Below are 12611 nucleotides of genomic sequence, written 5' to 3'. Positions count from 1 at the left end.
CCCGTGTCACGCGCAGCCACCCATGGGGTGGCTCTACCTGGGGCCTTGCGCAGGCACCCGTGGGGTGGCTCTGACGGAGGCGTCCGGGTTACCGGTAATAATCGCTGCGGCCGCCCGGCTGGCGCTTGAAGCGGCGGTGGATCCACAGGTACTGGTCTGGGGCTTCGCGCACCATCGCTTCGATGGCCTGGTTGACGCGGGCGGTGTCGGCTTCCACATCTTCGCTGGGGAAGTTCTCCAGCGGCGCGCCGATCTTCAGGAAATACCTGCCGCCTTCGCGACGGTGGAAATACGGCACCACCGCGCAGCCGGTCATCCGCGCCAGCTGATGGGTGGCGGTGATGGTGGCGGCGGTATGGCCGAAGAACGGCACGAATACGGTGTCCTTGCCGCGCATGTCCTGGTCCGGCGCATACCACAGGAAACCGCCCTTCTTGAGGTGGCGCACGGTCGCGCGGATGTCCTCGTTGGCGTACATTGCCTTGGCATAGCGCAGCCGGCCGAACTTCACCGCCCACTCGTACACCGGGTTGCGGTGCTTGCGGTACATGCCCGACAGGTCGACGTGGTCGCACAGCAGACGCCCGCACATCTCCAGGGTCATGAAGTGGCCCGAGACCAGCAGCACGCCGCGGCCTTCGGCCTGCATGCGCTGCAGGTGTTCCAGGCCCTCAACCTGCACGTGCGGGCGGATGCTGTCGATGCTGCCCCACCAGGCACGGGCGAACTCGAAGATGCCCACGCCCAGCGCGTCGAAGCTGTCGCGCAGCAGGCGCTGGCGCCAGGCCTCGTCCTTTTCCGGGAAGCACAGCCGCAGGTTGACCTCGGCCGCGCGCCGGCGGCTGCCGGCCAGGCGGTAGGCGACGGTGCCCACGCCGCGGCCCAATGCGCGCTGCAGCATCCACGGCAGCCGGGCGATGCCGAAGGCCGCGAACATGACGGCGAACATCGGCCAGTTGCGCGGATCGCGCAGGGACGGGCGGGTAGCGGTGGAAGCGTTATCTGACATGCCCTCGATTCTAATGGATGCATCCCGGCAGGCCCATCACGGCGGCACGGGATGCCTTCCCCGCGCCGCTCCCGTATCCTCTGCGCATGCGCAAAAGCCCTGTCGAATGGATCCTGCGCGGCCTGTACTCGGCCGTGCTGTACCTGTTGCTGCCGATCACCGTGTACCACCTGGTCTGGCGCGGGTTCCGGGTGCGTGAGTACTTCCGCCGCTGGGACGAGCGTTACGCCTCCTATCCGCATCCCAGCGGGCAGCCGCGGGTGTGGCTGCACGCGGTGTCGGTGGGCGAGGTCAACGCGGCGGCGCCGCTGGTCAACGCGCTGCGCACGCTGCGCCCGGACATCCGCTGGGTCATCACCACCATCACCCCGACCGGCTCCGAGCGCGTGCGCGCGTTGTGGGGCGATGCGCTGGACCATGTCTACCTGCCCTATGACGTACCGGGCAGCGTCGGCCGCTTCCTCGGCCACTTCAAGCCGAGCCTGGCGCTCATCCTGGAAACCGAGTTGTGGCCGAACCTGCTGTTCGGGTGCCGCGACCGGGGCATCCCCGTGTACATCCTCAATGCGCGTTTGTCGGCACGTTCGTTGCGTGGCTACCGGCTGCTGAGCGCGTTGATCGGCCGCGCACTGCGCACGGTGACTTGCGTGGCCGCGCAGTCGCAGGACGATGCCGAACGCTTCATCCACCTGGGTGCGTTGCCCGAACAGGTGCAGGCGCTGGGCAACCTCAAGTTCGATATCGCCGCGCCCAACGTGCAGGACTTCGTGGCGCAGTTCCATCGGCTGGTGCCGGCCGACCGCCCGGTGTGGATCGCCGCCAGCACCCACGAAGGCGAAGAGCAGGCCACCCTCGATCTGCACCGGCGCCTGCGCGAGGCGCTGCCGGGTCTGCTGCTGTTGTGGGCGCCACGCCACCCCGAGCGTTTCCCCCGCGTGGAAGCGCTGGCCCGCGAACAGGGCTGGAAGGTCGCCACGCGTCGCCAGCAGCAGTGGCCGCAGGCCGACACCGATGTGTTCGTGATCGATACGCTGGGTGAGCTGATGTCCTTCTACGGCTGCGCGCAGGTCGCCTTCGTCGGTGGCAGCCTGCAGGCCATCGGCGGGCACAACCTGCTGGAGCCGGCGGCGATGGGCACCGCGGCAGTCACCGGGCCGCACCTGCACAACTTCGCCGAGATCTCCCGGCGCATGCGCGAAGCCGGCGCGGTGGTGATCGCCGAGGATGCGCAGGGCGTGGGCGATGCACTGCTGAGCCTGCTGCGCGATCCGCAGGCGCGCGAAGACATGGCGCGCGCCGGCTGCATGCTGGTGAGCAATGGCCGCGGCGCGCTGGAACGCACCGTGGCCCTGATCGCCCCGCACCTGCCGCCGGCGGTGGAATGAACGGCCGATCGCCGGTTCACGCCGCCCCTGCAACCAGCAGATCCCCCAGGAACAGGTAAGCGAAGCCGAAGTAGATGAGCACTCCGATCAGGTCCATGATCGAGGTGATCATCGGCGAGGACAGCGTGGCCGGGTCGGTGCCGATGCGACGTGCGGCGAAGGGCAGCAGCGCGCCGATGACGCCGCCGAGCGCGGTGCACACCAGCATGCTGGAGCCCACCACCAGCAGCACATCCATGCCCACGCCCTTGCTGAAGTACGCCAGGATCGCTTCGAGCAACGCGATGGTGACGCCCAGCGCGGCCGCCACCGGCAGTTCGCGTTTGATCACGAACCACACATCGGCCCAGCTCAGTTTCAGATCGCCCAGTGCCATGCTGCGGATCACCAGCGTGGCCGACTGGCTGCCGGTGTTGCCGCCCATGTCCACGATCGGGGCGATGAAGGCGGCCAGCACGATGACCTGGGTCAATAGTTCTTCCTGCGCAGCCACGAAGGTACTGGTGGCGATGCCGAAGCAGGTCAGGATCGCCAGCCAGAACACGCGGACGCGGAACATCTGCTTCAGCGGCGTGTTGCGCACGTCCAGGTCGGTGCCATGCGCACTCACCGTGCCGCCGAAGCGCGCCAGCTGCGAGGCGTCCTGCTCTTTCTCGATGTCCATCGCATCATCGACGGTGACGATGCCGATCATGCGCCCGCCGTCGTGGATCACCGGCAGCGCCAGCAGGTCGTAGCGGCGGATCAGTTCGGCGGCCTGCAGGCGCGGCCAGTGCGCCTGGGCGAATACCGGGTCGGCGTGCATGATCGTGYTGATCAAGGTGTCCGCATCGGCCAGCACCAGATCGCGCAGCGAGACGCTGCCACGCAGCCGCAAGGTGCCGTCCAGCACGAAGACGATGTTGACGGTTTCCTTGTCCAGCGCGGTGGCGCGCAGGTGCGCCATCGCCTCGGCGACGGTCATCTGTGGCGCTACCCAGGCGTAGTCCGAGGTGGTCGCCGAACCGACGGTATCTTCCGGATAGGCAGCCATCTTCAGGATGTCGTCGCGCTCGACCCTGGTCAATGCAGGCAGCAAAGCCTGCCTGGCATCGTCGCCGAGACGGTTGAAGAGGTCGGCGCGATCGTCGGACGGCATGTGCTCGAACAGCTGCACCTTGGCCGCCGGTGACATCGCAGCCAGCAGCAGGTCCTGGGTGGGCATCGCAACGTGTGCGAACAGGCCGGCGCGTGCCGGTGGGTCGAGCAGCATCAGCAGACCCAGGCACGCATCGGTGTCGAGCATGCCGAGCGCATCCACCAGATCCGAGGCGTGCGTGGTGGCGGTGATGCCGGCGAACCCGGCCGCATCGCAGGAACGGGACAGGGTACGGAGGGAGAGCACGAGGTCGTCGCGGTTCATGGGGGGCTCCAGTCGGTAGAAAGGGGGTGACCGCCACGGTCCAGGCAGGCACATGGGCGGGGGATCGATCGCGGTGCGTGGCTGCGGCGAGCAGCCGCAGGGGGTGTTGAAGAGCGCGGTACGGGGGGGGGCGAAGCGGGCGCGCGACGCTCAGGGCAGTGCCGCGAGGTTGAAGCCGAGCGTGATCCAGCGGCTGTCGCGTGGGTGATGCATGCGTCCGGCGAGCAGGTCGAGGCTGGCGCCGGGCCACAGCACGCGTCGCAGACCCAGTTGGCTGCCGCGCTCGCGGGCAGCATCGTGTGCGGTCTCGGCCAGCAGCGACCAGTCGCGCGTCAGTCCGATTTCCATGCCGATGCCGTCGGTGCGACCGCGTGCGGCGCCCTGTGCCGCCCAGCCCAGGTTGAGGTGCACCTGCACGCGCTCCTGCACACCCGGTGCAATCGTCAGCGGTACGTTGAGCGCCCAGTCATCGGCGCGCGGACGCTGCGTGTTGCCACCGACGCTGGCGCCGAGTGCCAGACCCCAGTGTCGCGCCGCACCCTCGACCAGGACGCGCTTGGCACCGAACGCGTACTGGCGGCGGGCATCGCCGGGTGCCCGCGTCAGCCCGAGCGACCATTCGATGTTGGCCAACGTGCAGGCGGGCACGGTGGTCCATTCCTGGCCGGCATCGGTGTGTCGCACCCAGCTTTCCAACTGGCAGTGCCCGGCATCGGTGATGCCGGCATCGTCGACCAGCAGGCTGGCGGCGGCGCGGGTGTTGAACGGAAGCAGGGCCACGCTCAACAGCAGCGGGGCGAGTACGCGGAAAGCGTGCATGGGCAATCTCCAGGCGAACGGAAACGCCAGCGGCACCCTCGTCGGGGTCGGTGGAACAGCGATGCGGATGAAGCGAGGCAGGCGCATGTGGCATGCGCCGGAAGGCCCCGTCCTGTGCGGACGGAACCGACCTTGGGGTCAGTGGATCCGTCGGCTCAGGAACAGCAGCGCGATCGACTATGACTGTCCAAGGAGGGGGTCTCTGGGGGAGGGAAGAGGTGGTGCGGGGCGCAAGGTAGACAGCGCAGATGGCGTGGTCAAGCGGTTTTTGCGGCGAAATACCAACGTATAGAAACCGTATGCCCGCGCCTGCCCTGAAACCGTGGACGCGTGTATCTGTCGGGGACATCGAACGCGCGCGCAGACACGGCGCAATGTCGCGAACGACCGACGCAGCGCGGGAAAATGTTGCCAACCCGGTAGAGCCACGCCATGCGTGGCTGTCTTCGATCGGGCGGCGTGTGCAGCCACCCATGGGGTGGCTCTACCCCCGGAGAGGCGCGCAGGAAGACCCGCGTTGGGATGGGGATGGCGCGCGGAAGGGTGCACGCGGGGTGGGGCGGGCGGCGCGCGCGAGGCCCTGCCGATGAGGGGCGCGCAAAAAAAAACCACCCGCGTGCGGGTGGTTTTTTTGTTCCAGCGAGGCTGCCGGACTCAGTTGACCTGGGTGCTTGGCGTCGCCGCGGCCTGGGTCAGCAGGCGGTTGATGTCCTGCAGTTCGGCGATGTCCAGCGTGCCCACGGCCTGGCCCAGCTGCAGGCGGTTCTGCAGGAAGGTGTAGCGCGCGTTGGCGTAGTCCAGCTGCGCCGAGAACAGGATGCGCTGGTTCTGGATGACATCCAGCACGGTGCGGGTACCCACTTCCAGACCGACCTGCGAAGCGTCGTAGGCGCTCTGTGCCGAGACCACCGCCAGGCGACGCGCTTCCACTTCGCTGATGCCGGCGACCAGGGTCTGGTAGGCATTGCGGGTGTTGCGGTCCAGGGCGCGCTTCTGCTGCTCGTAGCCGTCCTGGGCGATGTCGCGCTGGGCCAGGGCCTGGCGCACGCCGGACTGGGTGGCGCCGCCGGAGAAGATCGGCACGCTCAGGGTCAGGCCGACGCTGTTGCTGCGGCGGTCCGGGCTGAAGCTGTCACCGGCGCCGACCACATCGCCCCAGCTGGCCGACTTGCCGGCGGTAGCGCCGAGCGACAGGGTCGGGTAGTGACCGCCGCGCGCGGCCGACACGCCGGTTTCGGCGGCGCTGACCTTCAATTCCTGCGCCTTCAGCGCCGGGTTCTGGGCAACCGCTTCGTTGACCAGCTGGTCGATGCTGGCGTACTTGGCAGGCAGTTCCGGGCGGAAGTCGACCGGCAGGGCGCGCAGGTCGGCCACCGGCTGGCCAGTCAGTTCGGTCAGTGCCTGGTAGGCATCGGCCAGGGTGTTCTGCGCGACGATGGTGTTGGCGCGGGCCTGGTCGTACTGGGCGCGCGCTTCGTGCACGTCGGTGATCGGGGCCAGGCCCACTTCCAGGCGCTTGTCGGCGAAGTCGAACTGCTTCTTGGCCGCCGCTTCGTTGGTCTGCGCGGCGGTCAGCGATTCGATCGCCACCAGCACGTTGAAGTACGCCGCCGAGGTGCGCACGATCAGGTCGTCGTTGGCCGAATCCAGGGTGAAGTCCGCCGCCTTGCTCAGATCGCGCTGCGAACGCAGGTTGGCGAACTGGGTGAAGTTGAACAGCGTCTGGCTGCCGTTGACCGTGTAGTTGCGGCTCTTGGTGGTGATCGAGCTGGAACTCAGGTCGTGGTTCGGGTTGGTGCGGGTGCGGTTGAGCGACGCCTCACCATTGAGCTGCGGCAGCAACGCGGCACGCGCCTGCACGGCGCCTTCCTTGTCGTACAGACGGGTCGATTCGGCGGCGGACAGCTGCGGATCGCCATTGCGCGCCATTTCGTAGACCTGCAGCAGGTCGGCGGCGGAGGCGGTCATCGGCAGCAGGGCGGCGGCCAGCGCAATAGCGAGGGATCGGCGGATCATTGCGGCTTCCTTGGACTCAGAGTTGGAACTGGGGCGCCGGAGCGGCACCGCGCAGGTAGTCGATATCGGTTTCAAACAGCGACTCGTTGGTGCCGTCGGCCGTGACCAGCACCGCTTCCATGACCGGCGACTGGCCGCGGATCACGAACAGACGGCCACCGGGACGCAGCCACTGGGTGAAACGTGACGGAATGGTGTCCACGGCAGCGGTCACGCAGATCGCGTCGAAGCGGCGCTCGGTTTCCCAGTGCAGTGCATCGGCGGTTTCGATCCGCACGTTGTTGCCCAGGCCGGCGGCATCCAGGCGCGCACGCGCGCCGGCAGCCAGTTCCGGCTGGATTTCCAAACTCAGCACTTCGCGGGCCAGCTCGCCCATGCAGGCGCTCAGGTAGCCGCTGCCGGTGCCGATTTCCAGCACTTCCTCGCCCGGCTGCAGATCCAGCGCCTGCAGGGTGCGGCCTTCGATGACCGGCTTCATCATCTTCTGCCCGAAGCCCAGCGGCAGTTCGATGTCGGCGTAAGCCAAGGCCTTGTGCGATTCAGCGACGAACGCCTCGCGCGGCAGGCGTGCCAGTACATCGAGCACGCGGATCTCCAGCACGTCCCAGGGACGGATCTGTTGTTCGACCATCAGTTCGCGGGCGTGGGAGTAATCGATCGTCATGAGGTTCTAGTTCCAGCGCAGTGGGCCGGCCATTTTACCGGTGCCGGGAGCCGGCGGCGCGCTGAGAGCATCGCTGCCGTCGCGCCGGGGTCGCAGTGCCGGAAGTCACCGCGACCTCCGGTCCATTCATCTTGATGTCACGCCGGTGGGCGCGGCGCGTACGCCCTCAGGAAGAAGTCGACGCTGGCGCTCACGTGGGCGTTCGCATCGCAGTCGGCCGGGGTCGGTCGCAGCCCGCACATCATATGCGTATGCAGCTCGCCTTTGAGCAGCGTCATCAGCTGCAGCGCGGCGGTCTGGCAGTCCTCGATCTCCAGTTCGCCACGGGCCACCCGGGCACGCAGGAACTCGGCCAGGGCATCGGTGGTGCGCTGCGGACCGGCTACCCAGAACATCTCGCGCAGGCGGTCGTCGGTTTCCGGGGCCATCATCACCCGCTGCACGGCGACCGCCTCGGCCGAGGTGATCATGCTGAAGAACGCGTGGCTGATGCCCTGCAGCTGGTCACGCAACGGCCCTTCGGCGTCGGTGACGAACAGCGCATCGGGCAGCATGGCAACACAGGTCGACTTCACAGCTTCGGTGAAAAGGGTCTCTTTGTCGCCAAAATGGCTGTAAACGGTCAGCTTCGACACACCCGCCTGGGCGGCGATGCTGTCCATGCTGACGCCGTTGTAGCCTTGCTCCACGAACAGCGACTTGGCCGCCTCCAGGATCGCGGCGCGCTTGCCCAGGTCCTTCGGACGGCCCGGCCCGGAAGCCTTGGCGGCCGGCTTGGCGGGCGCAACGGAAGAGGTCGAATCAGTCATCCAAACAATACTAGACCAATCGGTTCGATATTTATACTATACCGGCTGGTTCACTATTGGCCGTGCTGCAACAGTATGTTGCCCGTGCGTTCTTCCGGATTTCTTTTCAGGTCCTGTACCTCATGAAAAACATGCGATGGGTGGGCGGCGCTGCGCTGCTGGTGATGCTGGCGGCGTGTGGCAAGCAGGGCGCCGAGCCGGCGGCGGCGATCCCGGTGCTGGTGGTGCATCCGGGCACCGTGACCGGACAGGAAGCGGCCGCCTATCCGGGTGAGGTGCACGCCCGCCAGGAAAGCCCGCTGTCCTTCCGCGTGGGCGGCAATATGGTCAAGCGCCACGTCGATGCCGGCCAGCGCGTGACCAAGGGCCAGCTGCTGGCCGAACTGGACGCCGCCGACTACGCCTCCCAGGCCGCCGCCTCGCAGGCGCAGCTGGCCGCGGCCGAAGCCGATCTGGTGCGTGCCCGTGATGACCAGAAGCGCTACGCCACGCTCGCCGAAGGCCAGCTGGTGAGTCGCTCGGCGCTGGACCAGCAGACCGCTGCGTTCAAGGCCGCCCAGGGCCAGGCCAATGCCGCCCGCGCCAACCTGGCCGTGGCCCGCAACCAGGCCGAGTATGCGCAGCTGCGCGCGCCGGCCGATGGCGTGATCGCCAGCCGCCAGGCCGAGGCCGGGCAGGTGGTCAGCGCCGGGCAGACCGTGTTCACCCTGGCCGCCGATGGTGGCCGCGAGGTGCTGATCGCGCTGCCGGAAAGCAACATCCGCGATTACCAGGTGGGCCAGCCGGTGCAGATCGAGCTGTGGAACCGGCCAGGCCAGCTGCTGCCGGGCACGATCCGCGAGATCGCCCCCGCCGCCGATGCGCAGGCGCGTACCTATGCCACCCGCGTCAGCCTGGCGCCCGAAGCGGTGGACGAGGTGGAACTGGGCCAGAGTGCGCGCGTGTTCGCCGCGGCCGGGCGCAGCGGCACTTTGCAGCTGCCGCTGGCGGCGGTGTTGCGTGGCGCCGATGGCAAGGCCAGCGTGTGGGTGGTGAACCCGGCCAACGGTGCGCTCAAGGCCACCCCGGTGACGGTCGGTGCCTACGGCGCCGAGGCCGTGCCGGTGTTGTCTGGGGTGACCGCTGGCGACTGGGTGGTCGCCGCCGGTGGGCATCTGCTGCGCGACGGCCAGGTGGTGACGCCGGTGGATCGGCAGAACCGTCCGGTGCTCGCTCCCGCCGTAACGCCGGCGACTGCGCCGGCCGCCGTCGGCAAGGGGCACTGATCCGTGCGCCGCTTCAATCTCTCCGAATGGGCGCTGGGCAACCGGCCGCTGGTGCTGTTTGCGATGCTTGCCTTCGCGGTCATCGGCGCGTGGTCCTACAAGCACCTGGGCCAGTCCGAGGATCCGCCGTTCACCTTCAAGGCGATGGTGGTGCGCACGATGTGGCCCGGTGCCACTGCCGAGCAGGTCTCGCGCCAGGTCACCGAGCCGATCGAAAAAGCGCTGATGAACACCGGCGAGTACGAGTTCATCCGCTCCTACTCGCGCCCGGGCGAATCGCAGGTGATCTTCATGGCGCGCGACAGCTTGCGCTCCAAGCAGATCCCGGACCTGTGGTACCAGGTACGCAAGCGCGTGGGCGACATCCGCGCCACGCTGCCGCGTGAGATCGTCGGGCCGTTCTACAACGATGAGTTCGGCGACACCTTCGGCAATATCTACGCGTTGACCGGCAAGGGCTTCGATTACGCGGTGATGCGTGACTACGCCGACCGCATCCAGCTGGAACTGCAGCGCGTGCCCGATGTGGGCAAGATCGATCTGGTCGGGCTGCAGGACGAAAAGGTCTGGATCGAGCTGTCCAACACCAAGCTGGCCACGCTGGGCGTGTCGCTGCAGCAGGTGCAGCAGGCACTCGCCGACCAGAACGCGGTGACCGCCACCAGCTTCTTCGAAACCCCGAGCGACCGCGTGCAGCTGCGCGTCACCGGCCAGTTCGATTCGGTCGAGGACATCCGCAAGTTCCCGATCCAGGCCGGCGAGCGCACCGTGCACCTGGGCGACATCGCCGAGGTCAAGCGCGGTTTCGCCGACCCGGCCTCGCCGAAGATGCGGTTCATGGGCGAGGACGCCATTGGCCTGGCCGTGGCGATGAAGGATGGCGGTGACATCCTCAAGCTCGGCGCGACCCTGGATGCCGAGTTCGAACGCCTGCAGAAGACTCTGCCGGCCGGCATGCAGCTGCGCAAGGTGTCCGACCAGCCGCACGCGGTGGAGGAGTCGGTGGGCGAGTTCGTGCAGGTGCTGACCGAGGCGGTGGTGATCGTGCTGCTGGTCAGCTTCTTCTCGTTGGGCCTGCGCACCGGACTGGTGGTGGGCGTGACCATTCCGCTGGTGCTGGCGATGACGTTCTTCGTCATGCATTACTTCGGGATCGGCCTGCACAAGATTTCGCTCGGCGCGCTGGTACTGGCGCTGGGCCTGCTGGTAGACGATGCGATCATTGCGGTGGAGATGATGGCCACCAAGATGGAGCAGGGCTACGACCGCCTGCGCGCGGCCAGCTTCGCTTGGGAATCCACCGCCTTCCCGATGCTGACCGGTACGCTGATCACCGCCGCCGGCTTCCTGCCCATCGCCACGGCCGCCTCCAGTACCGGTGAGTACACCCGCTCGCTGTTCCAGGTGGTGACCATCGCGCTGGTGGTGTCCTGGATCGCCGCGGTGCTGTTCATCCCGTACCTGGGCGACAAGATGCTGCCGGATCTGTTCAACCGGCAGCCGCCCAAGCCGACCAGCCTGGCCGGGCGCTGGCACGCCACGCGCCTGCAGTGGGCCGACCGTCATCCGGCGTTCGCGCGCTGGATCGCGCCGAAGGAACATGCGCACGACCACGATCCCTACCAGCGCCCGTTCTACACCCGTTTCCGTGGCTTCCTGGATACCTGCCTGCGCCATCGCTGGTGGGTGATCGGCGCGACCGCGGCGCTGTTCGTGTTCTCGCTGGTGATCTTCCGCTTCGTGCCGCAGCAGTTCTTCCCCGATTCGACCCGGCCCGAACTGATGGTGGACATCGAACTGGCCGAAGGCGCGTCGCTGGCGGCCACCCAGGCCCAGGCCAGCAAGCTGGAGACGCTGCTGAAGGGCCGCGAGGGCATCAGCAATTACGTGGCCTACGTCGGCACCGGCTCGCCGCGTTTCTACCTGCCGTTGGACCAGCAGCTGCCGGCCACCAACTTCTCGCAGTTCGTGGTGCTTACCGCCGATGCCGAGGCACGTGAAGCCACGCGCGACTGGTTGATCAAGGACGTGATCAAGCAGTTCCCGGACGTGCAGATGCGCGTGACCCGGCTGGAGAACGGGCCGCCGGTGGGCTACCCGGTGCAGATGCGCATCTCCGGCGAGCACGTGGCGCAGGTGCAGGCCATCGCGCGCCAGGTGGAAGCCAAGGTCCGCGAGAACCCGCACGTGATCAACGTCAACCTGGACTGGAGCGAGCCGAGCAAGGTGGTGCGGCTGGTGATCGACCAGGACCGCGCACGCGCGCTGGGCGTAAGCAGCGCACAGGTCAGCCAGTTCCTGAGCAGCTCGCTGTCGGGCATGAGCGTGAGCACCTATCGCGAAGGCAACCGCCAGATCGAGATGCTGCTGCGCGGGCCGGACAACGAGCGCGCGCAACTGGGCCTGCTCGGCAGCCTGGCCATCCCCACCGCCAGCGGTACGTCGGTGACGCTGTCGCAGGTGGCCCGGCTCGAATACGCCTTCGAAGACGGCATCATTTGGCACCGCAACCGCCTGCCCACGGTGACCGTGCGCGCCGACATCGGCGATGGCATGCAGCCGCTGGACGTGGTGCAGCAGATCCTGCCCACCCTGGACGGCATCCGCGCGCAACTGCCGTCGGGCTACCTGTTGGAGACCGGCGGCACCGTCGAGGATTCGGCGCGCGGTCAGAACTCGATCAAGGCCGGCATGCCGCTGTTCCTGATCGTGGTGGCCACGCTGCTGATGCTGCAGCTGCGCAGCTTCTCGCGTGCGGCGATGGTGTTGGTCACCGCACCGCTGGGCATCATCGGTGCGACCCTGTTCCTGCTGCTGTTCCGCGCGCCGTTCGGTTTCGTGGCGCTGTTGGGCACCATCGCGCTGGCCGGCATGATCATGCGTAACTCGGTGATCCTGATCGACCAGATCCAGCAGGACATCGACGCCGGGCATGATCGCTGGCACGCCATCATCGATGCGACCGTACGCCGCTTCCGTCCGATCGTGCTGACCGCGCTGGCGGCGGTGCTGGCGATGATCCCGCTGTCGCGCAGTGCGTTCTACGGTTCGATGGCGATCTCGATCATGGGCGGCTTGATCGTCGGCACCGTGCTGACCCTGGTGTTCCTGCCGGCGCTGTACGCGGCGTGGTTCCGGGTGAAGCCGGATGAGGGGAAGACCGCCGAGGGGTGACCAATGGCGGGGTAGCCGACCGTTGGTCGGCTACCCCGATGCATCCCGTAGAGCCGACCGTTGGTCGG

9 protein-coding genes are annotated in these 12611 nt (G+C 67.6%); 3 read left to right on the top strand and 6 right to left on the bottom strand.

The genetic code is table 11. The annotated features are described in order from the left end of the window. Positions 1-88: 88 nt before the first annotated feature. A complete protein-coding gene (locus AC1DQP_RS09025) occupies positions 89-1009 on the bottom strand; it encodes an LpxL/LpxP family Kdo(2)-lipid IV(A) lauroyl/palmitoleoyl acyltransferase (RefSeq protein ID WP_256776504.1) in 921 nt (306 codons plus the stop codon). 86 nt (positions 1010-1095) lie between these two features. Between AC1DQP_RS09025 and waaA the strand changes: the two genes are divergently transcribed. Beyond that, positions 1096-2394, top strand: a complete 1299-nt coding sequence (waaA, locus tag AC1DQP_RS09020; protein WP_457317944.1) for a lipid IV(A) 3-deoxy-D-manno-octulosonic acid transferase — start codon at positions 1096-1098, stop codon at positions 2392-2394. 16 nt (positions 2395-2410) lie between these two features. Here the strand turns inward: waaA and mgtE are convergent, their stop codons facing one another. The 5 genes from mgtE to AC1DQP_RS08995 form a co-directional block, all read right to left on the bottom strand. After that, positions 2411-3796 (bottom strand): magnesium transporter, encoded by a 1386-nt coding sequence (gene mgtE, locus AC1DQP_RS09015; RefSeq protein ID WP_478051443.1) that lies wholly within the window; start codon positions 3794-3796, stop codon positions 2411-2413. Between the two features lie 150 nt (positions 3797-3946). Further along, positions 3947-4615, bottom strand: coding sequence for a hypothetical protein (locus tag AC1DQP_RS09010; protein ID WP_478051442.1), 669 nt, complete (start codon positions 4613-4615; stop codon positions 3947-3949). A gap of 654 nt (positions 4616-5269) precedes the next feature. After that, positions 5270-6631 carry a TolC family outer membrane protein gene (locus AC1DQP_RS09005; RefSeq protein ID WP_256776500.1) on the bottom strand — a complete coding sequence of 454 codons (1362 nt, stop codon included), beginning with the start codon at positions 6629-6631 and terminating at the stop codon, positions 5270-5272. A gap of 16 nt (positions 6632-6647) precedes the next feature. Continuing rightward, positions 6648-7295, bottom strand: a complete 648-nt coding sequence (locus AC1DQP_RS09000) for a protein-L-isoaspartate O-methyltransferase family protein (protein ID WP_457317941.1) — start codon at positions 7293-7295, stop codon at positions 6648-6650. Between the two features lie 137 nt (positions 7296-7432). Next, positions 7433-8104 (bottom strand): TetR/AcrR family transcriptional regulator, encoded by a 672-nt coding sequence (locus AC1DQP_RS08995; protein WP_256776498.1) that lies wholly within the window; start codon positions 8102-8104, stop codon positions 7433-7435. A 122-nt stretch (positions 8105-8226) separates the two neighbouring features. Here AC1DQP_RS08995 and AC1DQP_RS08990 point away from each other — a divergent pair, with 122 nt between their 5' ends. Further along, positions 8227-9369: an efflux RND transporter periplasmic adaptor subunit gene (locus AC1DQP_RS08990; RefSeq protein ID WP_457317940.1), complete on the top strand. Its 1143-nt coding sequence runs from the start codon at positions 8227-8229 to the stop codon at positions 9367-9369. Positions 9370-9372: 3 nt separating this feature from the next. Continuing rightward, positions 9373-12543, top strand: a complete 3171-nt coding sequence (locus AC1DQP_RS08985) for an efflux RND transporter permease subunit (protein ID WP_457317939.1) — start codon at positions 9373-9375, stop codon at positions 12541-12543. Positions 12544-12611 lie beyond the last annotated feature (68 nt).

It is taken from the genome of Stenotrophomonas sp. P5_A8 (genome assembly GCF_056400545.1).
The sequence above is the reverse complement of the archived record's forward strand: the minus strand, read 5'-3'. Positions and strand labels throughout refer to the sequence as shown.

Excerpts from the sequence above, each read along its gene's own strand:
- waaA (WP_457317944.1), top strand. The coding sequence starts at position 1,096 with ATGCGCAAAAGCCCTGTCGAATGGATCCTGCGCGGCCTGTACTCGGCC.
- AC1DQP_RS09000 (WP_457317941.1), bottom strand. The coding sequence starts at position 7,295 with ATGACGATCGATTACTCCCACGCCCGCGAACTGATGGTCGAACAACAG.
- AC1DQP_RS09025 (WP_256776504.1), bottom strand. The coding sequence starts at position 1,009 with ATGTCAGATAACGCTTCCACCGCTACCCGCCCGTCCCTGCGCGATCCG.
- AC1DQP_RS09005 (WP_256776500.1), bottom strand. The coding sequence starts at position 6,631 with ATGATCCGCCGATCCCTCGCTATTGCGCTGGCCGCCGCCCTGCTGCCG.
- AC1DQP_RS09010 (WP_478051442.1), bottom strand. The coding sequence starts at position 4,615 with ATGCACGCTTTCCGCGTACTCGCCCCGCTGCTGTTGAGCGTGGCCCTG.
- AC1DQP_RS08995 (WP_256776498.1), bottom strand. The coding sequence starts at position 8,104 with ATGACTGATTCGACCTCTTCCGTTGCGCCCGCCAAGCCGGCCGCCAAG.
- AC1DQP_RS08990 (WP_457317940.1), top strand. The coding sequence starts at position 8,227 with ATGAAAAACATGCGATGGGTGGGCGGCGCTGCGCTGCTGGTGATGCTG.